We start from the raw sequence: 21,315 nt of genomic DNA, 5'->3' as shown, positions 1-21,315 counted from the left end.
ATCATAGTCCGATACCGTGTTTGCGGGATTTGATCGTGTTCATCACAAAACTTGTTTCAATCGTGTCGACGCAATTCAGCTTGGCAATCTTGTCTTTTATGAAACGCTCATAGGATTCGAGCCCCGCGCTCATGACGGTCAGCACATAGTCGCGCGAGCCTGTCACCAGCTGGCATTCGATCACTTCGTCCCAGCTGCGCACCGCATCCTCGAACATGCGGATTTCGTCATCATGCTGGCGGCTGAGACGGATAGAGGCGATGGCTGTCATCGTCCAGCCTTCGAGAGCCGGATCGACAAGGACGGAATAGCCCCGGATGATGCCGGTTTCCTCAAGCCGCCGCAACCGGCGCAGGCACGCCGATGCGGAAAGGCCGACGCGCTCCGCCAGTTCGTTGTTGGTGAGGCGTGCATTGGCGGAAAGTTCTTTCAAAATCCTTCGGTCAACGCCATCCGCAATTTTTTGCGCCACTTTTGAGAAAACTCCGCAAGAACTTGCGCCCAGCATCATGAGATCGCGCCAAATAGCAAGAACGCACCACTGAATCTGGTATAATTTGCGGTTGAGCCTCTAACACTCCAGGAGACGTTCCATGACCGCGCCGCATCCGTCGAGAACCCATATCGGCAACCATGCCCTGCATCCCGAAACGCAGATGCTGAACTATGGTTATGACCCGGAACTCTCCGAGGGCGCCGTCAAGCCGCCGGTCTTTTTGACCTCGACCTTCGTCTTCAAGTCGGCCGAGGATGGCCGCGACTTCTTCGACTATGTTTCGGGCCGCAAGGAGCCGCCGGAGGGCAGGGGCGCCGGCCTCGTCTATTCGCGCTTCAACCATCCCAACAGCGAGATCGTCGAGGACCGCCTGGCCGTCTACGAGCGGACGGAAAGCTGCGCGCTGTTTTCGTCGGGCATGTCGGCGATCGCCACGACGCTGCTGGCTTTCGTGCGGCCGGGCGATGCCGTGCTGCATTCGCAGCCGCTTTACGGTGGCAGCGAAACCCTGCTGGCGAAGACCTTTCTCAATCTCGGCGTTTCCGCCGTGGGTTTTGCCGATGGTGTCAACGAGGGGTCGGTGACGGCTGCGGCCGAAGCGGCCATGCAGAAGGGCCGTGTCTCGGTCATTCTCATCGAAACGCCGGCAAACCCCACCAACAGCCTCGTCGATGTTGCCATGGTCCGCCGCGTCGCCGACAGGATTGGTGAAAAGCAGGGCCATGTGCCGATCGTCGCCTGCGACAACACGCTGCTCGGGCCGGTCTTCCAGCGGCCGATCGAACTCGGAGCGGATATCTCGCTCTATTCGCTGACGAAATATGTCGGCGGGCATTCCGACCTCATCGCCGGAGCGGCTCTTGGCCCCAAGTCGGTCATGAAGCAGGTGAAGGCGCTGCGCGGGGCGATCGGCACGCAGCTCGATCCCCACTCCTGCTGGATGCTCGGGCGCTCGCTGGAGACGCTGCAGATCCGAATGGAGCGCGCAAACAGCAACGCCAAGACGGTCGCGGAGTTTCTGCGGGACCACCCCAAGGTCGATCAGATCCACTATCTTCCCTTCAACGATCCGGCTTCGGCCGTCGGCCGCACCTTTGCCGCCCAGTGCAGCGGCGCGGGCTCCACCTTCTCCTTCGACATCAAGGGCGGGCAGCCAGCCTCGTTCAGGTTCCTGAATGCGCTGAAGATCTTCAAGCTCGCCGTCAGCCTCGGGGGCACGGAATCGCTCGCGTCCCACCCCGCCACGATGACGCATTCAGGAATTCCCGTGGAGGTTCGCCAGCGCATTGGCGTGCTCGAATCGACGGTGCGTCTGTCGATCGGCATCGAGCATCCCGATGATCTGGTTGCTGATTTGGCCCTGGCGCTCGACGGCGCCTAGGCGCGCCGTCCCTTCAGTTCGGAAGGCGCAGGGAATCGTAATCGACACCATCGATTAATCGTGCGCCTTTCGTGATCTTGCGGAAAGGCATCGCCCCTAAATACTCTGTTGGCCACTGATATTTAGGGGCGCCCAACATGGCCAATACCGCCGAAGCCGTAATCGACAGGACTGCCGACCGTATCGACTGTCTCGTCGCCGCACATCGGCCCGGCCATGGCCTAGCCCGCGCGTTCTACCATGACCCGGAAATCTACCGGCGCGACATGGAGCGGGTCTTCCGGCGCCACTGGCATTGCATCGCCCATGAAAGCGTGATCCCGAACGCCAACGACTTCGAGGTTTTCCGCATCGACACCGAACAAGTGATCGTCACCCGGGCGGCGGATGGATCGGTCAACGCCATTCTCAATGTCTGTCGCCATCGCGGGGCGGAAGTCTGCACCAAGCAGAAGGGCAATGCGCGCGTCTTCGTCTGTCCCTATCATGCCTGGACCTACGGCAATGACGGGAGCCTGCGCGCCGCACGCCTGATGCCGAAGGATTTCAAGCGCGAGGACCATGGGCTGAAAAAACTCCACGTCCGCGTCGTCGAAGGCCTGATCTTCATCTGCTTTGCCGATGAACCGCTCGATTTCTCCGAGGTGGAAAACCTGCTGCGCGCCACCTGCGGGCAATATGGCTGGTCGAGCGCAAAGGTCGCCTATCGCGAAACCTATCCGGTCGATGCCAACTGGAAACTCGCCGTCGAAAACTATGTCGAGTGCTACCATTGCGGCCCGGCACATCCGGAGTATTCGCAGACCCATGCGCTTGAACAGCCGCTGCACATGATCGAGGCGTTGAACGAAGCGATGGAGGCGCGCACCTGCGCACTCGGCATCGAGGTCGGCTCGGGCAACCACTGGCAGACGTCGCGCGAAGGCCGCGAGGCAATCCATGCCTTCCGCTATGCGCTCTACGACGGCGTGCAGAGCGGTAGCGAGGATGGCAAGGCCGTTGCGCCGCTGATGGGCCGCTTTTCCGATTTCGATGGCGGCGTCACCTCCATCCATCTCGGCGGCACGACCTTCCTTGTCTGTTATCCCGACCACGGCATGATCTACCGCTTCATCCCGAAGACGGCGGAGACGTGCGAGATGGAACTGATCTGGCTCGTCGACGGCAAGGCGGAGGAGGGCAGGGACTACGATCTCGAAAAGCTCACCTGGCTGTGGAAGGTCACGACGGCGGAAGACAAGACGATCATCGAGCACACGGCGCGCGGTGTGCAGTCGCACTATTTCGTGCCCGGGCCGATCGCGCCGATGGAACAGAACGAACTTCGCTATATCGACTGGTATCTCGACGAGATCAGCCGCCCGGACGGCGTGGGCGCATAAGAAAAAGATATAAAGATATCTTTATATCATTGACGAATGGCTCCGGACAGGCGATGATTCGAACATCGAGGTTCTTCGGGTTCCGACCCGAAGCTAAGAGGGAATCCGGTGCGACCTTCGCGTCCATGCCGGGGCTGCCCCCGCAACTGTAAGCGGCGAGTTTCGTCCACCATGTCACTGAGGAAGACGCCTCGGGAAGACGGACGCAAGCGCTGACCCGCAAGCCAGGAGACCTGCCCCGATAGATAACGTCCACGGGCGGGGTGTCCCGGTGTGCCGCTTTTGCGACCGGCCACCTGTGCGCCGCCGTCGTCGATGCGTCATTCCTCCCTGCCCATAACCTACGGGGTAGGAAAATGACCATCAGAACTGCAAATCTCGGTTTTCCCAGGATTGGAAGACATCGCGAGCTGAAATTCGCGCTCGAAGCCTATTGGTCCGGCAAGGCGGACCGCGCGTCGCTGCTCGACGTCGGAAAGACGCTGAGGGCGGAAAACTGGAAGCTCCAGCAGGAGAAGGGGATCGATGCGATCCCGTCCAACGATTTCTCCTTCTATGACCACGTCCTCGATACCGCCGTCATGGTGGGTGCCATTCCGCCGGCCTATGGTTGGACCGGTGGGCCGGTCGACCTCGACATCTATTTCGCCATGGCGCGCGGTGCGACCGGCGGCGAGCATGCCGCCTGCGGCCACGCCCATCACGGGCAGGGTGTGCCGGCGCTCGAAATGACGAAATGGTTCGACACGAACTACCACTACATGGTGCCGGAATTTTCCGCCGATCTAGCCTTCACGCTGACGCAGAACCGGCCGCTGCAAAGTTTCCTGGAGGCGAAGGCGCTCGGTATCCACACCCGTCCCGTCCTTCTTGGCCCGGTCACTTTCCTGAAGCTCGGCAAGACGCGGGATGGGTCGAATGCCCTCGACCTGCTCGACCGTCTTCTGCCGGTCTATGGCCGTATTCTTGCGGAACTCGCCGAGGCGGGGGTGGACTGGGTGCAAATCGACGAGCCGTGCCTAGTGCTCGACCTTTCCGACAAGGAGCGCGATGGCCTGAAGCGAACCTACACAGCCGTGTCGAAGGCCGCGCCCGGTCTCCGCATCCTGCTTGCCGGTTACTTCGGGCGTCTTGGCGAAAACCTTGGCACAGCGGTCAGCCTTCCCGTCGCCGGCCTGCATGTCGATCTGGTGCGCGCACCGCAGGAGCTGGAAACGATCGCCGAAACGGCACCGGGGACGCTGCATCTCTCGCTCGGTGTCATCGATGGCCGAAATGTCTGGCGGGCGGATCTGGCGTCGCTGGCGCAGCGACTCGTGCCGGTCATTGCACGCCGCGGGGTGGGCAACATCGAGATCGCGCCGTCCTGCTCGCTGCTGCATGTGCCGATCGATACCGCGCTTGAAACGGCACTCGACGACGAACTTCGTTCCTGGCTCGCCTTCGCCACGCAGAAGCTCGAGGAAATCGCGTTGCTCGGCCGTCATGCCGAAGCCGGTGCCGTCGAGCAAGGCGGTGCCGTCGCTACCCGCCTGACCTCGGTGCGCGTGCACGACCCGCTCGTCCAGGGCCGATTGAAGGCGCTGGAGGGTACGGCGCAGACGCGCAACCTGCCGTTTGGCGGGCGCCAGGCGATCCAGCGCCGGCGTTTCGGCCTGCCGCTTTTCCCCACCACCACCATCGGCTCCTTCCCGCAGACGGCCGAGGTGCGCAAGGCGCGCGCACGCCATGACAAGGGCGAACTGAGCTATGTCGACTACAAGGCCTTCCTCGAGCAGGAGACGGCCGCAGCCATCCGCTGGCAGGAGGAGGTTGGCCTCGACGTGCTGGTGCACGGCGAATTCGAGCGCAACGACATGGTGCAGTATTTCGGCGAGCAGCTTTCCGGTTTTGCCTTCACCCGGCACGCCTGGGTGCAGAGCTACGGGTCGCGTTACGTGCGTCCGCCGATCATCTTCGGCGATGTGTCGCGCCCGAACCCGATGACCGTCGGCTGGTGGAAATATGCGCAGTCCCGCACCGAAAAGCCGCTGAAGGGCATGCTGACCGGGCCGGTCACCATCCTCAACTGGTCCTTCGTGCGCGACGACCTGCCGCGCGAAACCGTGTGCCGGCAGATCGCGCTGGCCATTCGCGACGAGGTGCACGACCTCGAGGAGGCCGGTGCCGCGATGATCCAGATCGACGAGGCTGCCCTTCGCGAAGGCCTGCCGCTGCGCCATTCGGATTGGCAGGCCTATCTCGACTGGGCTGTGGAATGCTTCCGCATCTGCGCCAGCGGCGTTGCCGACGAAACGCAGATCCACACCCATATGTGCTATTCGGAGTTCAACGACATCATGGCGGCGATCGCGGCCATGGATGCGGATGTTATCTCGATCGAGACTTCGCGCTCGAAGATGGAGCTGCTCGATGCCTTCACCGGCCGCGGCTATCCGAACGAGATCGGCCCCGGTGTTTATGACATCCACTCGCCGCGTGTGCCCGATGTCGGCGAGATGGAAACGTTGCTTCGCCTTGCCCGCGAGCGCCTCGCCGAAGGCCAGATCTGGATCAACCCGGATTGTGGCCTGAAGACGCGCAAGTGGGAGGAGGTGCGGCCTGCCCTCGTCAACATGGTCGAGGCCGCTCGACGGCTTCGGACGGCTGCAAGCACGCCCGCGGTGGCGTAACACAGGGGAAGCGCCGGTTTTCCGGCGCTTCCCGTCCATGCCCGACCGATGCCGTCAGGCGTGCCAGCTCTTCGAGAGGGGCGGCCGAGACAGCGCAAGCAGGTCGATCGCGCGGGTGGCGAGATGGTCTACGATCTCCGCGACGGATTGCGGAAGATGATAGAAGGCCGGTACGGGTGGCATGACGATCGCACCCATTTCGGTGACGGCACACATATTGCGCAGATGCCCCAGATGGAGCGGCGTCTCGCGGGTCATGAGCACCAGCCGGCGGCGCTCCTTCAACTGCACGTCTGCTGCGCGCGCCAGAAGCGTGTCCGTGCGGCCTGTCGCAATCACAGACAGCGTCTGCATGGAACAGGGCGCGACGATCATGCCATGAACCGGAAACGAGCCGCTGGCAATCGACGTCCCGATGTCGTCGTTCGGATGATGGCGATGGACGAGGGACTGAAGTCGTTCCAACGCGGTCGGGTCGCATTCCAGGTCGAGTGTGCGTCGCGCGGCATCGGAGACGACAAGATGCGTCTCAGTATCCGGGAGTGTAGCGAGCAATTCGACGATGCGCATGCCGAGTGCGGCGCCGGACGCGCCGGAGATGCCGACGATGACGCGCGCAATGTTCATGGTCATGGCGCGATGCCTTCAAGGCCGAGGGAGGCCCAGAGACCGTCGATACGGGCGGTAACGTCCGGCGCCATCGCCAGGACCCGGCCCCATTCGCGGTCCGTCTCGGTGCCGATCTTTGTGGTGGCGTCGAGACCGAGCTTGCCGCCGAGGCCAGACTTTGGAGAGGCGAAATCGAGATAGTCGATCGGGGTGTTTTCGACACACATCAGGTCGCGGCTGGCGTCAAAGCGGGTGGAGAGCGCCCAGATCACGTCTTCCCAGCGTCTGACGTCGATATCGTCGTCCACCGCGATGATCAGCTTGGTATAGCTGAACTGCGGCAGCATGGACCAGAGGCCCATCATCACCCTCCGCGCCTGGCCAGGATACCGCTTGTTCATCGAAACGACCATGGCGCGGTAGGAGCAGGCTTCGGGCGGCAGCCAGAGGTCATGGATTTCTTGGAATTGCCGTTTCACCAGCGGCACGAAGAGTTCGTTCATGGCCTCGCCGAGCCGCGACGGCTCGTCCGGCGGCCGGCCGGTATAGGTGGAGAGATAGAGCGGGTTTTTGCGCATGGTGATCGCCGAAAGCGTCATCACCGGGAAGCGTTCGACGGCATTGTAGTAGCCGGTATGGTCACCGTAGGGGCCTTCTTCGGCCTCGTCTGTGGCCGAAACCATGCCCTCGAGCACGATTTCCGCACTGGCAGGCACCGGCACGGGAACGCTCACGCCCAGTGCAATTTCCTGCCGCCGCCCGCCCAGCACGCCAGCAAAACTCAGTTCGCTCAAACCGTCCGGTAACGGCATCACGGCAGAGAGGATCGTTGCCGGATCGGCACCGATGGCCACCGCAACTGGCATGTCGCGTCCAAGCGCCTGCCAGAGGCGGTGGTGGCGGGCGCCGCCGCGGTGCGCCAGCCAGCGCATGATCAGCCGGTTCCGGCCGAGTTTTTGCATACGGTAAATGCCGACATTGACGTCGCTCGGATCCTCCGGTGCACGCGTGATGACAAGCGGCCATGTGACGAGTGGCGCCGGTTCGCCCGGCCAGCAGGTCTGGATGGGCAGGCGGTCGAGATCGACTTGATCATCCCGCCAGATGATTTGCTGGCAGGGTGGGCGCCGTGTCTCGCGTGGGTTCATTGAGAGCGCGGCCTTGAGATGCGGCAGTTTGTGCCACGCATCGCACAGCGAGCGTGGCGGCCGCGGATCGCGCAGATCGGCGAGGAAGTTCGCAAGACGCGGCAGGCCACCGACTTCGAGCCCGAAACCCCATTCGATGCGCTCGCGGGTTCCAAACAGGTTTGCGAGAAGAGGGATCGGCTGGACGCGCCCTTCCGCATCGACCGGGCGCTCGAAGAGAAGCGCTGGCCCTTCATCGGCCAGCACGCGGCGGTGGATTTCCGTCACCTCGTGGACGAGAGAGACAGGCTCTGCAATGCGCTTCAGCCGTGCGCGTCGCTCCAGAAGCGCCACGAAATCCTGCAGGCTGTCGTAACGGCGGGGAATGGCGGCATCGGCTTTCATGCCGCTCCTTTGCCGGGGAAAAATGTCGTGGTCTTTGAGCTGGAGCAAACTCCGCAAGCGCAAGGCTCCCTAGGTTCCGGTCATTCGTTTCTCGCCCGGGGTCCTGTTCATGTCGCTTCTTCCTCCCTTTTTCGCAAAACCGGCCGATATAGCTCCGATCTGGCTGGTCGAGCGGATGGCGCGCCTCGTCTTTTCCGGGGTGCTCAAGGCTCATCCCGGCCTTTTCGAACGGCTCGGTCCGTACCAGCAGGTCCGCTATGGTTTTTCGCCGACCGACCTGCCGCTGCATTTCATCGTGGTCCCGGAAAAATGTTCGCTCAGCGTGTCGCGAGGCCAGGCGCCATCGGCGGATGCCCGCATCGGCGGACCGCTCGTGTTGCTGCTTGGGCTTCTCGAAGGGCGGTGTGATGCGGACGCGCTGTTCTTCTCACGCGACCTTTCGGTGACGGGCGACATGGAGGCCATGCTGGCGCTGCGCAATGCTCTCGATGACAGCGCCATCGACCTGCCAAGCGAACTCGGCGCGCTGGCCGGGCCGTTTTCGCCGCTGGTTTCGGGTGTCGCGCGATATGTGCGCGCCAAGACCCTCGAAGCGAGGGTCCCCGCATGGAACTGATCTGTCCGGCCGGCACGCCTTCCGCCTTCCGCGAAGCGGTGGAGGCCGGAGCCGATGCGGTTTATTGCGGCTTTCGCGATGAGACCAATGCCCGCAATTTTCCTGGCCTCAATTTCAGCCGTGAGGAACTGCGCCAGTCCATAGGACTTGCCCATAGCAGGCGGGTGCAGACCTTCGTCGCGCTCAACACCTTCATGCGGGCGGGCGATGAGGCGCTTTGGTATCGGGCGGCAGACGATGCGGTGGCGATCGGCGCCGATGCGCTGATCCTCGCCGATTTCGGCCTGATGGCCTATGTGGCGGAGAAGTATCCGGAACAGCGGTTGCATGTGTCCGTCCAAGCTTCGGCCTCCAATGCGGATGCGATCCGCTTCCTCATCGAGGCTTTTGGCGCCAGGCGCGTCGTGCTGCCACGCGTGTTGACCGTGCAGGATATTGCCCGGTTGACGCGGCAGATCGCCTGCGAGGTGGAGGTCTTCGCCTTCGGCGGGCTCTGCGTCATGGCGGAGGGGCGCTGTTCGCTCTCCTCCTATGCCACCGGCAAATCGCCCAACATGAATGGCGTCTGCTCGCCGGCAAGCCATGTGCGCTACCGGCAGGACGGCGCGGACCTCGTCTCGGAACTCGGCGCCTACACGATCAACCGTTTCGGCCCCGGTGAAGCCTCCGGCTACCCGACGCTGTGCAAGGGGCGTTTCGAAATCGGCGACGTGGAAGGCTATGCCTTCGAGGATCCGGTCTCGCTCGATGTCATCGATGAGATCGATGCGCTCCGGGCAGCCGGCGTCTGCGCGCTCAAGATCGAGGGGCGACAGCGCGGCAAGGCCTATGTCGCCGAGGTCGTGTCTTCGCTGAAGAGGGCGCTCACCGCGGGTCCGGCCGAGCGGGCCGCGCTGGTGGCCCGGCTGCGCGCAATGAGCGAAGGCCAGCGCACCACGACGGGCGCCTATGACAAGCGCTGGCGATAGGAGACGACATGTCGAAGATCAACAAACGGGCTCTCAGCCTCGGACCGGTCTACTTCCTGTGGGACGGGCCGAAATGGCGCGACTTCTACTTCCGCATCGCCGATGAGGCGGACGTTACCAATGTGACGCTGGGTGAGACCGTCTGCTCCAAGCGCCAGCATTTCAGCGAGCCGCATGTCGCCGAGGTCGTCGATCGGTTGGAAGCGGCTGGCAAACGCGTGACGTTCTCCACGCTCGCCATGGTGACGCTGGAGCGGGAAAGCCGCCATGTTCGCGATCTCATCCGCGACAGCACCCACCCGGTCGAGGCAAACGATCTTTCTGCGCTTGGCCTCGTCAAGGACCGCCCGCACGCGATCGGCCCGCTGGTCAATGTCTACAATGCTGCAACGGCGCGTCTGCTTGCGGCGCGTGGCGCAGACAACATCTGCCTGCCGCCGGAGCTGCCGGCGGGTTCCATCCTGCAGATTCTGGCCGCGATGCCCGGCTTCTCCTTCGAGATCTTTGCGTTCGGCCGCATACCGCTCGCCATTTCCGCCCGCTGCGCCCATGCCCGCTCAAAGGGACTGACAAAAGACAATTGCCAGTTCATCTGCGGCGAGGAGCCGGACGGCCTGCCGCTGCGCACCCTCGATCGCCAATCCTTCCTCGTGTTGAACGGTGTGCAGACCATGTCGAATAGCTGTGCCGTGCTTCTCGATGATCTAGCGCCGCTGGTGGAGGCGGGACTTTCGCGTGTCCGGCTCTCCCCGCAGGATTGCGACATGGTTGCGGTGGCCGGTATTTACCGTGCGGTCCTCGATGGCAGGATGGACGGCGCGGAGGCGATTGCGGACCTGTCGGGCGTCTATCCGGGCGTGCGCTTCTCGAACGGTTTCCTGCACCAGCAGGAAGGAGCTGCCTGGGTTTCGCGCGGGCGCAACACGGCAATCGGGCACGGTTGAACGACCGGTTCAGGCGAAAATGGTACGCTCGTCGGCCCTGGCGGAGAGCAGCGCCTCCATCATCATCTGTTCAGCGAAGACGTGGCGGCGAAGCGCTTCCTGAAAGCCGCTGACCATGCGCGCAACCGTCTCAGTCGAGAGGGCGCATCGATCGTTCGCGACGGCCTTCAGCGTCAGGGACAGCTCTTCGGCAGCAAGCCGATCGCAGCGATGTTCCGCCTTCAGGCGTCCAATGGCCATGGCGGCGAAGCAGGAGCCGGCGTGGCGGTCGAAATCGGGAAAGAGCACGCGTTCCTCAAGGTCGTGGGCCGTTTGGAGAAGCGATGGCATCGTCTCTGCAAGCTCGCGCATGTCGCCGGCGACACCCGGTTCGCCCGCAGCGTCTTCGAGACGAAGGCACAGGTCGAGCAGGCGGTAGTGAAGCGCTTCCAGCCGGCCGATATCGGCGGCATCGAGGCTCGGTTCGCTCATGAGATCTATTGGCCGAAGAACAGCACGGCAGCGATGACGATCGACGCGCCGACGGCGGAAAGCGTACCCGCGCCCTGCAGGACACCCATGCGATAGAGCATCAAGGCAAAGCCGGCGATGACCGGGGCTGCGACGACGAGGCTGAACTGTGCATCCGTCATGGAAGGATCCTTTCGTTTCACCACCATTCTGCCGCGCCGGCCGCCGCTACTCTTTGTGCCGGCGCAAAGAAGCCTGCGGCTCCCGACGCTACGAAAGGCCATGGCGAAGATAGACGGTGCGGACATTGGAGGCGGAAGGCCGTTCGCCCGGATGGTGCGCAGTTGCGCCACGAAGTGATCCGCCGCTGGGCAAGGAAAGTTCGGGCCGGACTTCGCTCGCCGATTACGTGACGAGCAGGCGTATCGCGACGACATCTGGCAGTTGGACGAAGTCGTGGCTGCCATCGCTGCCGAGGCCAACCAACGGAGTGCGCACCCGTTTGAAGCCGACGTCGACCGGCAGTCTTCAAAAAAAGGCGCCGGACCTGCCGGCGCCTTGTGTATTCGGTCCGTTCGTAGGGCGCTACTGCGCCCTAGACGATGAAGAAGTCCGCGTTACTGATGCCGAGGCCAGCAGAAAGGGTAGCGAACAACACTGATCCACCCCCCGCACTGCCGTTGGAATCGTAGTACAGTTCCCCAGTATCAGTTTCATAGATGATGCGGTCGTTCAGATCGCCGGCCGCGCCGCTGGCATTGGCGACAAATTGCGCGGCGCTGAGCACACCGACACCGACGATTGCGTTGAAGATGGCATTGTCCAACCGGATCGTGTCGTTGACGAAGCTGAAGTCGGTGATCGTGTCGACGTTTGTTGCTCCGAGCGCTGTGTTGAACAGGAACGTATCGTTTCCGCCGCCCCCTGTCAGCGTGTCATTGCCGGCCCTGCCGTTCAGCGTATCGTTGCCATTGCCGCCGATCAGGATGTTGTTACCGCTGTTGCCAGTCAGCGCATCGTTGAAAGCGGAACCTGTCAGGTTTTCGATCGACGAATAGGTGTCGCCCGCTGCGTCGCCGGTATTGCTGGCCGGAGTTGTCAGGCTTGCGACCACCCCGGCCGTCGCCGTCTGGTAAGAGGCCCTGTCCGATCCAGTGCCACCGGAGAGGTTGTCTGCACCGGCGCCGCCGATCAGGTTGTCGTTTCCATCCTGTCCGAACAAGTTGTCATTGCCGTTGAGCCCGGAAATGGTGTCATTGCCAGCACCGCCGATTATGCTGTTGGTGCCGTTGTTGCCCGTCAGCGAATCGCCGAAGGCCGAGCCGGTTAGATTTTCGACTGAATTGTAGGTGTCGCCGGCTGCATCACCCGTATTGCCGGCGGGGCTGGACAGGTTGGCAATCACGCCAGCCGCTGCAGCCTCGTAGGAAGCACGGTCGCTTCCGGCGCCACCGGAAAGGTCATCCGCCCCCGCGCCGCCGAGCAGGATATCGTTGCCGTCGTTCCCGAACAGGTTGTCGTTTCCATTCAGACCGGTGAGTCTGTCGTCACCATTGCCCCCGAGAATGCTGTTGGTGCCGTTGGTGCCCGTCAACGTATCATTGAAAGCCGAACCGGTGAGGTTCTCGACCGAGTTGTAGGTGTCGCCAGCGGCTTCACCCGTATTGCCCGCAGGACTGGACAGGTTGGCAATCACGCCAGCTATCGCGTTGGCATATGTGACCCGGTCGGAGCCGCTTCCGCCAGACAGATAATCGCCGCCGAGGCCTCCGTCCAACAGGTCGTTGCCGCCTGTGCCAAACAACTCGTCTCGTACCGATGTGCCACGCATCGTTTCATTGTCATTGTCACCGAGAATGATCAGTCGGTCCGCTTCGCCGGCACCCGGAAAGAAGTCGAGTACCTGGAATTGCGACAGGTCGACGGAGGTCGCGTTGAGCATTTCGACGCGGAAACGGTCAGGCGTGCCAACCGCTGCAAAATCGAGAACGAGATTGGCCGCAAGGCCAACGCCGATCTGATCGGCGCGGACGATGACAAGCTTTTCGGGCGCTGCGGCCTCGAATTCGATTTCCTCTATAGAGATGACTGTCGTGTCGACGAGGCTGATGTCACCAGTCGCGAGGATGCGGTCGGCATCGGCGCCGCCGTCGATGGTATCATTGGTGAAAGCATCGAGGCCGCCACCCCGGAACGTATCATTGCCGGCATTGCCGGACGCGATGTCTCGCAGAGAATCGATCTGGATCGTGTCGCTCGCACCGTCGCTGATGCTGGTGCGGGTAACCTGGTTGACCTCGCCGGTTATCCGGCCACCACTACCGTCGGTGTCGCCGGCATCCTGCCATACGGTGATGAATTTGCCGTTTTTCAGCATGCCGAGGGCGGAAAAAACGTCGCGGTCCGCGCCTTCCGCTGCGATCGCAAATTCGCTCGCCAGGTTGGCCGGCAGCGCATTGCCGTTCTGATCGAAAATGCGGGCAAAGATGTCGTCGGTGGTTGCGTTGAAAGGTTTCGTCCAACTGACGACGATAAAGCCGTTCGAGAGGACCGAAACGTCGGGCTCGACTTCATCGACGGTGCTCGTGGTATTGACCTTGATGAAGCCGGTCTGGGAGACGCCATTGGCGTTGAAAATCTCCAGTGTGATGCCGTTGCCCAGCGTGCCGCCTTCGGCCCAGCCGGAATCCGTATAGACCACGGCCCAATTGCCGTTCGGCAACGCGGTCAGTGCCGACTGCGTGTTGTCACCGAAGCTGTCGATCAGGAAGTCGGCCGTGCGTACCGTGCCATCGGCATTGTAGATCACCGCCCTGAGTGGCTGGTTGGCAGGATTGGTGTCGGTATAAGTCACAACGAAGCCGCCATCGGCCAGCCCGACGATTGAAGCATCATTTTGGGTGCCGGCCGTTGCCACGGTGTTGACCTGGGTGAAGCCGCCCAGCTGGCCGCCGAACGCGTTGTAGCGGCCGATGAAGATGTTGCCGCCAAAGGTGAAGCTGATGGCAAAGCCGCCACCGGTGAGCGCGCTGGTGACCGGATCTTCGAAAGAGATCGATGACCCACTCAATGTCAGTTCGCCGCCAACCGCGTTGCCGTCCTGGTCGAAGATGCGGCCCAGCATGGCGGTTTCGGCGGGATTGTTGTCGTCCCAGACGACCAATACGTTGCCATTCGCGAGCTTGGTTAGCGAGGGCTTCCCTGGGGGCTCGGTGTTGGCATCGTCATAGGGGATGCGGAAGCCACCGACCTGATTGGAATTGGCATCATAGAAATTTAAAAGGATGAAGTTTCCGCTTGTGGTGTTGTAGGCGGCAACGAAACCGCCGTTATCGAGGCCCAGCACATCCGGCAAAATCTGTGTACCTGGCGTGAAAGTATTGACCCCGAATTGGAAGGTCGTGGTGGTGTTGTTGAAGGTGGTAGTGACGGTCATTTGTAACACTCCTGAACTGATATGGTCGATCGGAATTCAGCGTGATTTCGGCAAAAACTGCAGGTTAATGCGAACGCATTCCAAGGTGCGTATCAGGCCATTGGACAGGGCGAATGGCCCGAGTAAAAAGCGACATTTGAGGCATACGTAGTCGGAAACACGGGTGTCGCTACCCCATGCCACACAGAGAAACCGAATGCCTTGGTCGCCCGGTTCTGAGAAAAAAATCAAAGAGAGCTTCTCACCCGACGCGATGACGATTTCGCCTCCGGGTGTTTCTTTCAGTTTCCTGATCGCCTCTTTCTCAAAAGGCGCTTACCAATAAAGGACGTGTGTGGTTTCAGGTTTATTTTCGAATAATTTATTTTTCTTATATGCGATACCGCCCCACCACCTGGCGAGGCTAGAAGATTTGCATGTTCAACCTTAAGTTGAGGCTGAGCTATTATTCCTTCTTGGTGAATACAGAAATGCCGCGAGGAGCAGGCCTTGGGGCGTTGCTGGGCATCATCGTTTCAAAGTTACGTAACCGTGCTCGGATCATGAAGGCAGCTCGGAAGGGTGGCATGGCTTTGTGTCCGACGTGACCTGGGCCAAGCCTAAGCGCCGCCCTGCGTCGACCGGCCAGGAAGGAAACTCCTGATACATTGCGAAAAGGCATTTGAAATGCCCTTCATCACAAGGTGATGTGGTCTGGTGAGATCAGCCAATTTTGGCTGCCTAGAGCTCTCCACTGAGTCATGCACGGATACGGCGAATGTGGGTGGCGAGAGCTCTCAGCATGCCTTTCACCCGCTTCGCGACGTTCTGATGAGTCTCGTCGTGCATCCCTCAGCAAAGCAGGGGGCAAACACCTGACGGGGGCGTCTGCTCGCCGTTTGAAGCCGATCTCACGTAGGTTTCGATCAAGTTGACGACATGCTGCCTCCGTTCGACAACGATCCGTTGCGGGGAGAGGTCGATGCCGCATGCGACCGACAAAGTGTAGCGGCTGGATATGTGGATGAAGCTCAAAGTGACAATCGAGACGTAAAGTTGCATAGCGGCGGTGCCCGGGCGGACAAGGCCGGCAGCTTCGCCTCGATCGAGCGTGTCTGGACGAAATCGATGAGCGGGCGGGATGAGCGCGGTATGCTATCTATAGTGCGGATGAACTCCTAATACTGTTGGTTCTCTGCCAATATCATTTTGATGAAGGCAGGCGCCGCCGCATGTAGTCGTAGGTGAAAATGGTCAGCACTTTGATCCCGTTGATCGGGTCGTGGTCCTATCTATTGAGACCGGCCTCTTGTTTGCACAGGTCATCATAGACGTCTTCCAATGCCGCTTTTGTAGGGCAGCTCCCCGCTCTGGAAATAGTGGTAGAGCATCCTGGCCTGCCCCCATTGGTTGATGATCCGGTTTGAATGTTAGTGCATGCTCGGCCTGCTGGCCACCGCTAGCGTTGAAACCGGCAGTTTCTGGTGAGGCCAGACGGCTGCTTCTGGTGCCGGTGGCTTGTAACCCTGCGATGAGTGCGACCGCACAGTGTTGTGGTGATGTCGCCAGTTTTTGAAGGCGATCTTTGCCTCTTTGAGTGTGTAGGAGATTTCGCCGTTGAGCAGTTCGTCGCGGAGCTTCGAGTTGAAGCTCTCGCGCCGTTTTCCCAAGGGCTGCCCGGCATGATATAAGTGGTTTTGGCGCCCAACGCCGCGATCCAGTCCCGCAACGCCTTGGCGATGAATTCCGGACTGCTGCCGGAACGAATATGCGCCGGGATTGTCCTCAGGATGAAGAGATCGGAAAGCACGTCGATTACACCGACGGTCTCCAGCGTCCTCTCGACCTTGATGGCGATGCATTCCCGTGTGAACGCGTCGATCACGTTAAGCACACGGATTTTCCTGCCGTTATGGGTGCGATCCTCAACGGAGTCGTAAGACCAGACATGGTTGGGGTATTCCGGCCGAACCCGGAGGTATGAACTGCCGCTCAGTCACAGCCGCCCCCGCTTTGGTTGCTTGTGGGACACTTTCAGCCCCTCCCGCCGCTACCGTCGAGGGTGTTGGACGCAGAGTTTCCCCGAAGAGTGTCGGCATACTGCGAACCAACCACGCCTTCGATTGAAACAAAGGAGTTCCCTTCCGCTTCCCCTGTGTTGATCCCGGGATTCGCCAAGCTCACGGTAACCCCGCCAGCAGCGTCGGCGTAGGATGCTATGTCGACGCCACCGCCGCCGTTGAGTATGTCGTTCCCATCTTGGCCATAGAGCGCGTCGTTCCCTGCGCGACCATATATCCGGTCGTTTCCGGCAAGTCCCTGCGCAGTATCGTTACCATTCATAGCATCGATAACGTCGCTTGCCGTGGTGCCGATGATCGCGTTGTCACCGTTGTCGCCAACCATCGTGATCGGAGCACCGTCCGCGAGTTCAGCAAGTCCTGGGGTCGCCAATAGATGAAGATCGGCAATCGACGTTTCATTGGCGGAAGGCTGTTACCAGGGTTCTTTCAGTCGTTAACGAGGCAGCTGCAAAAATTGACGATGTCGATGACGATGCCTTCGTCGTTGCTTCTGGCTGGCTTGAGCGCGTCTCGCCCGTAGCCAAAGCAGCCCTTGACTTAATGCTCACGCGCGGGTGCTTTGATGAAAAAGTGGAAGAGAATGAACCGAGCAACAGAACTTTCGAAGCCGCCTTACGCCATAAGGTAGCTTTAGGGTCGAAACCCAATCAAATTATTGATTGCCCATTTTCTTTGTGATTCACTTCCCCGCTGGGAGGAAATTCATGAGCAATCTCTTTTGGTTGAATGATCGCCAATAGGCTGTGATAGAGCCCTTGCTGCCCAAGAACCGTCCCGGCGCTCGCCGGGTCGATGACCGTCAGGTTCTCAGCGGGATTGTCCATGTGTTGCGTGTGGGCTGCCGGTGGCAAGATTGCCCTGCCAGCTACAGCCCGCCAACGACCATTTACAATCGCTTTCATCGCCGGGCAGGACGCAGCCTCTGGCAGAAACTGTTCGATGCACTGGTTGAAGCCAGCCCCGCCGACATGCAGATGATCGATTCCACCACAGCCATGGCGCACCGTTCGGCGGCAGGCGGAAAAGGGGGGCGCAAATACAAGCGATCGGCCGTTCGCGCGGCGGCAGGACCACGAAAATCCACGTCCTCGTAGATGGTTGTGGCCGCCCGCTCAATCTTCTCGTCTCTCCTGGCCAGATGGGAGATGCAAAGGCGGCCGTTCTTCTGTTGGACGGTGTGGATGCCGCATACTTCCTGATCGCCGATACCGCTCACGATAGCGATCGCCTGCGCCAATACCTGCTGAAGCGGAAAACTGTCCCCGTCATACCGAACAATCCGACCCGCAAGCGAAGACACCCCTTCGATGAAAGGCCATATCGTCGACGCAACATGATCGAGCGCACCTTTTGCAGACTGAAAGACTGGAGACGCATCGCAACCCGATACGACAAGCTCGCCACAAACTTCAAAGCCGCAATCCTCATCGCTGCCATCGTCATCTGGTGGGCTAATTGAGTCTCGTGCCTAGCACTACTTTGGCAGAACTGATTCTGCGGTTCTAATTTGCCCTTTGCAGTGGGGACACCGGATTGTCGTCATGGGTCTGGCGAGTGCGCTGATGACGGCTCGACGGATAGCAGGCAAGGTGGGCTCAGGCGGCCCCTTGCGTACTTGTCGCTTCTTTTTTTTCCCGCTTTGCAGTCTGCAGTCTCTGGTGCTGGAGGAAAGCATAGGCGATCATCGTCATCAGAGCGTGCCGATGTAGTCCTTGCCATGATCGGCCTTCGAAGTGGTCGAGGCCGAGTTCCTCTTTCATCTGCTGATGCGCTTGCTCACAAACCCATCTCGCCTTGATGGCGGCCGCCAGCGCTTTCAACGTGGCGTTAGCCGGCAAGTTGGACAGGTAGTATTTGCGCTCATCGTTTGATCGCCACTCGCCAACCAGCCAGGCTTCCTCGCCCGGCATGTGTTGCTGTCCCTTGTCGAGAATGCGCTGGGGCGTGCCGTCGGCGATCCGGATGCGCAATGCGGCAAAGCGTGCCGCGAGGCGGCCTTTCGTGCCACGGCGCCAACTGACCTTTTTCCAATTTGCAGGTGCTAACACCGTTTCGGCCGCAACCGACAGAATGTCGGGGATCGGATGCTTGCGTGGGCGACCATGACCGGAGATGGGAAAGATCAATTCGACATCATGGGGATAGACCTTTTGATGCTTGGGGATGCCGACCGCCCAGGTGAGGCCACGTCCACTTAGCCCCTGGCGGAAGGTCGCCGACAGGCCGTAGCCTGCGTCAGCCAGCACTGTGCCAAACCGGACACCAGCCGCGATCAACCGATCGATCTCGTTAAGAGCGATCTCCGGCTTCGTGCGAGATGTCCGCATGGCATCGGGAACCCCGGCCTTGGCCATCCGCTCCGTGTCGCTGGTCCAGCTCTCGGGCAAAAACAGACGCAAGCCAACCGGAACGGGAACCTCGTCTCGCGCAAGCGTCACCGACACCAGCGTCTGGCAATTTGCCCTCTTGCCCAGCATCGAAGCGTATTGCGGCGCGACCCCGACCGATTGGTCGCCTTTCTTGGGAAGGCCGGTATCATCGATCACCAGAAACGCATCTAACGCGCCAACGATCCTGTCCGCCTGCAGCGCAAGCTCGGTCTCAAGAGGAACAGCATTCCAAAGGCCATCGGAAATGAAATGGTGCAGGCGGTCGTACTGGCCTGGAGCAAACCGTTCCGCCATCGGCTCGATACTCTTGCGGTCACCGGGACCAATGAGCCCGGAGACGTAAAGAGGGCACATCTGTCGCCGCTTCTTGTGTCCGAGCTTGTCCAGAAATGGCTGCAAAAAGGTCGAAAGCTCCGTATCCCAATCTGCCATATCGCGCCCCCAACGAAGAGAGCACAAATCATCTCAAACCAGCCTTGCCCGAATCTGCCAAAGTAGTGCTAGTAGTCCTTCCGGCTTCTCTTTTCCCAAGCCGTGACAAGGATTTGCGGGACGGGTTACGCGTGGGGTTTTACAATCATTCTTGCCCACGCCGGCGTATGCGTCCGCTACATTGCCGACTGCAGGCCTCGTGGCGAGGTCTCATCCAAAGGCCTGTAGAGCTGTAATGGGACAACATTAGGGGACTTCTAGTAACTGGGTCGTAGATTCTGATCCGTTCAAGAGCTACATGACTGGATCAAGCCACACCTTATCGGCCAACGGGTGCGTCAACTCGAAAGCAGGAAGTCTGCGCAGCGTTCCGCTATCATGATGCAGGGCGCATTGGTGTTGCCGCTCACCAGCGTTGGCATGATGGAGGCATCGGCTACCCGGAGGCGTGGCACACCGTGAATACGGAGATGATCGTCGACGACGGCCAACGGATCTCTTCCCATCTTACAGGTGCCGGCCGGGTGATAAACGGTTTTGGCATTCGCCCGCGCATGCGCCTCGAAGTCCGCGTCGGAAGACTTTTCATCGCCTGGTGCCAACTCCCGAAAGCCGAGCGCTTTCATCGCAGGAGCGGCGAGGATTTTGCGCGAGAGCTTGATGCCGCGCACCAGGGTGTCGACATCCTCCTGGGCGACCAGGTTGTTGCCGACGAAATGGACCGCATCCTCTACGCGGTCGCTGCGCAGGGAGACCTTGCCCCTTGAGGCGGGGCGTAGAATGCAGGGATTTATCGAGACGCCGTGGCCGTCCATCTGTCCGCGCGTCGCGTCGCCGACAAGGGTCGGGGTGACGTGGATCTGCACGTCGGGACGCCCGCAGCCGCTCGTATCGATAAAGCCGCCGCTTTCTACGACGTTTGAGGATAACAGACCGGATCTCCCGAACAGATACTGCAAAGCGTTGGTGACGGCCTTCAGGCCCTTGTCCTGATCCTTCAGGGAAATGGGCCCGTCGGTGACGCCGTAGACGGAAACAGCGATGTGGTCCTGAAAATTTTCGCCGACGCCGGGCAGGTCGCGGATGACCAGGATGCCATGCCGCGAGAGCATGTCGCCAGGGCCGATGCCCGACAACATCAGGATCTTCGGTGTGGCGAGTGCTCCGGCGCACAGGATGACCTCTTCTCTGGCCCGGGCCTCGACCATGATGCCGTCCCGTTGCCGGTAGGCAAGGCCAATGGCGGCTCCGTTCTCCAGGATGATCTTGGTTGCGATACTCTCGGTGCTCACATCCAGCAGGGGAGAGCGGCGCACGGCCTTGAGATAGGTGGTGGCCGTCGAGCCGCGCCGGGCATTTGTCGTCGTCGTCTGGTAGAAGCCGACGCCGTCCTGCCGAGCGCCGTTGAAATCGTGCGAATAGGCAAGGCCTACCTGCTGCGCGGCCTTGACGAATGCCGTGCTGATCGGATGGCGGAAACGTGGTTCCGAAACCTTCAGCAGCCCCCCGGTACCATGATAGTCGTCGGCGAGCACCTCGTTGTCCTCCGAACGGCGGAAGACGGGCAGCACGTCTTCGTAGCCCCACCCTTCGCAGCCGAGGTCGCGCCAGGTATCGTAGTCCTCGGCCTGTCCGCGGATATAGATCATGGCGTTGACGGATGAGCCGCCGCCCAGCGTCCGACCCTGTGGAACCACGAGCACGCGGTTGTTGGCGCCCGGCTCCGGCTCGGTGGCATACATGAAGGTCCGCTTCGTGCCGAGCACCTTCACGAAGGTGGCGGGGATGTGGATGTAGGGCGTGTTGTCGGCTGGTCCCGCTTCGAGAAGCAGGACGCTTTTGCCCGCCGTCACAAGCCGGTTTGCCAGAACACAGCCCGAAGAACCGCCGCCGGCAATGATGTAGTCGTAGCTTTTCATGGCCTGTTACTCTGGTGCCGCCGTG

16 protein-coding genes, 2 pseudogenes and 1 riboswitch are annotated in these 21,315 nt (G+C 60.9%); of the genes and pseudogenes, 7 read left to right on the top strand and 11 right to left on the bottom strand.

The window, feature by feature from the left end; translation table 11 throughout:
• Nucleotide 1: 1 nt before the first annotated feature.
• Entirely contained in the window at nucleotides 2-472 is a 471-nt protein-coding gene (locus BSY16_RS22630) for an Lrp/AsnC family transcriptional regulator (protein WP_069062111.1), read from the bottom strand.
• 121 nt (nucleotides 473-593) lie between these two features.
• Here BSY16_RS22630 and BSY16_RS22625 point away from each other — a divergent pair, with 121 nt between their 5' ends.
• The 3 genes from BSY16_RS22625 (at nucleotide 594) to metE (ending at nucleotide 5,931) form a co-directional block, all read left to right on the top strand.
• Nucleotides 594-1,877 carry a cystathionine gamma-synthase family protein gene (locus BSY16_RS22625; protein ID WP_069062110.1) on the top strand — a complete coding sequence of 428 codons (1,284 nt, stop codon included), beginning with the start codon at nucleotides 594-596 and terminating at the stop codon, nucleotides 1,875-1,877.
• Nucleotides 1,878-2,014: 137 nt separating this feature from the next.
• Entirely contained in the window at nucleotides 2,015-3,259 is a 1,245-nt protein-coding gene (locus tag BSY16_RS22620; RefSeq protein WP_069062109.1) for an aromatic ring-hydroxylating oxygenase subunit alpha, read from the top strand.
• A gap of 51 nt (nucleotides 3,260-3,310) precedes the next feature.
• Nucleotides 3,311-3,514: riboswitch (cobalamin riboswitch) on the top strand.
• 101 nt (nucleotides 3,515-3,615) lie between these two features.
• Complete coding sequence (metE, locus tag BSY16_RS22615; protein ID WP_069062108.1) at nucleotides 3,616-5,931, top strand: 5-methyltetrahydropteroyltriglutamate--homocysteine S-methyltransferase; 2,316 nt, start codon at nucleotides 3,616-3,618, stop codon at nucleotides 5,929-5,931.
• A gap of 54 nt (nucleotides 5,932-5,985) precedes the next feature.
• Here metE and BSY16_RS22610 read toward each other — a convergent pair whose 3' ends face one another.
• Entirely contained in the window at nucleotides 5,986-6,558 is a 573-nt protein-coding gene (locus tag BSY16_RS22610; RefSeq protein WP_069063649.1) for a UbiX family flavin prenyltransferase, read from the bottom strand.
• A gap of 2 nt (nucleotides 6,559-6,560) precedes the next feature.
• Nucleotides 6,561-8,072 (bottom strand): UbiD family decarboxylase, encoded by a 1,512-nt coding sequence (locus BSY16_RS22605; protein WP_069062107.1) that lies wholly within the window; start codon nucleotides 8,070-8,072, stop codon nucleotides 6,561-6,563.
• 109 nt (nucleotides 8,073-8,181) lie between these two features.
• On the opposite strand from BSY16_RS22605, the gene ubiT reads away from it, so the two are divergent.
• The 3 genes from ubiT to ubiV are packed head-to-tail and all read left to right on the top strand — an operon-like array spanning nucleotide 8,182 to nucleotide 10,600.
• A complete protein-coding gene (gene ubiT / locus BSY16_RS22600) occupies nucleotides 8,182-8,688 on the top strand; it encodes a ubiquinone anaerobic biosynthesis accessory factor UbiT (RefSeq protein WP_069062106.1) in 507 nt (168 codons plus the stop codon).
• The gene (gene ubiU, locus BSY16_RS22595; RefSeq protein WP_069062105.1) at nucleotides 8,679-9,656 is read left to right on the top strand and encodes a ubiquinone anaerobic biosynthesis protein UbiU; all 978 of its coding nucleotides are present in this window, start codon (nucleotides 8,679-8,681) and stop codon (nucleotides 9,654-9,656) included. The genes ubiT and ubiU overlap by 10 nt, the downstream gene beginning before the upstream one ends.
• Nucleotides 9,657-9,664: 8 nt before the next feature.
• Entirely contained in the window at nucleotides 9,665-10,600 is a 936-nt protein-coding gene (ubiV, locus tag BSY16_RS22590; RefSeq protein ID WP_069062104.1) for a ubiquinone anaerobic biosynthesis protein UbiV, read from the top strand.
• Nucleotides 10,601-10,609: 9 nt separating this feature from the next.
• Here ubiV and BSY16_RS22585 read toward each other — a convergent pair whose 3' ends face one another.
• The 6 genes and pseudogenes from BSY16_RS22585 to BSY16_RS22565 all read right to left on the bottom strand — a co-directional run bounded on the left by BSY16_RS22585 (nucleotide 10,610) and on the right by BSY16_RS22565 (nucleotide 16,871).
• On the bottom strand, nucleotides 10,610-11,071 hold the full coding sequence (locus BSY16_RS22585; RefSeq protein ID WP_286157323.1) for a hemerythrin domain-containing protein: 462 nt from the start codon (nucleotides 11,069-11,071) through the stop codon (nucleotides 10,610-10,612).
• 5 nt (nucleotides 11,072-11,076) lie between these two features.
• On the bottom strand, nucleotides 11,077-11,232 hold the full coding sequence (locus BSY16_RS32540; RefSeq protein WP_171902476.1) for a hypothetical protein: 156 nt from the start codon (nucleotides 11,230-11,232) through the stop codon (nucleotides 11,077-11,079).
• A 413-nt stretch (nucleotides 11,233-11,645) separates the two neighbouring features.
• Entirely contained in the window at nucleotides 11,646-14,486 is a 2,841-nt protein-coding gene (locus BSY16_RS22580) for a beta strand repeat-containing protein (protein ID WP_069062102.1), read from the bottom strand.
• Nucleotides 14,487-15,317: 831 nt separating this feature from the next.
• Nucleotides 15,318-15,527: a hypothetical protein gene (locus BSY16_RS33150; RefSeq protein ID WP_353652395.1), complete on the bottom strand. Its 210-nt coding sequence runs from the start codon at nucleotides 15,525-15,527 to the stop codon at nucleotides 15,318-15,320.
• Nucleotides 15,528-15,895: 368 nt separating this feature from the next.
• A pseudogene (locus tag BSY16_RS31600) lies at nucleotides 15,896-16,515 on the bottom strand (integrase core domain-containing protein); the annotation flags it as partial.
• Nucleotides 16,500-16,871 (bottom strand): calcium-binding protein, encoded by a 372-nt coding sequence (locus BSY16_RS22565; protein WP_150130106.1) that lies wholly within the window; start codon nucleotides 16,869-16,871, stop codon nucleotides 16,500-16,502. The pseudogene BSY16_RS31600 and the gene BSY16_RS22565, both read right to left, overlap by 16 nt.
• 421 nt (nucleotides 16,872-17,292) lie before the next feature.
• Here BSY16_RS22565 and BSY16_RS31595 point away from each other — a divergent pair.
• Nucleotides 17,293-18,008 (top strand): IS5 family transposase gene (locus BSY16_RS31595; protein ID WP_286157322.1). Its coding sequence is split into 2 segments (ribosomal slippage): nucleotides 17,293-17,586 and nucleotides 17,589-18,008, totalling 714 coding nucleotides; the frame shifts between segments, so codons are not numbered across the junction.
• Between the two features lie 43 nt (nucleotides 18,009-18,051).
• Here BSY16_RS31595 and BSY16_RS22555 read toward each other — a convergent pair.
• Together BSY16_RS22555 and BSY16_RS22550 are read right to left on the bottom strand one after the other, a co-directional pair.
• Nucleotides 18,052-19,371, bottom strand: a pseudogene (locus BSY16_RS22555) (IS701 family transposase).
• 338 nt (nucleotides 19,372-19,709) lie between these two features.
• Nucleotides 19,710-21,290: a GMC family oxidoreductase gene (locus tag BSY16_RS22550; protein WP_069062098.1), complete on the bottom strand. Its 1,581-nt coding sequence runs from the start codon at nucleotides 21,288-21,290 to the stop codon at nucleotides 19,710-19,712.
• Between the last annotated feature and the right edge of the window lie 25 nt (nucleotides 21,291-21,315).

The organism is Sinorhizobium sp. RAC02, from assembly GCF_001713395.1.
Lineage (GTDB): Bacteria > Pseudomonadota > Alphaproteobacteria > Rhizobiales > Rhizobiaceae > Shinella.
This window is presented reverse-complemented; position numbering and strand designations above follow the sequence as displayed.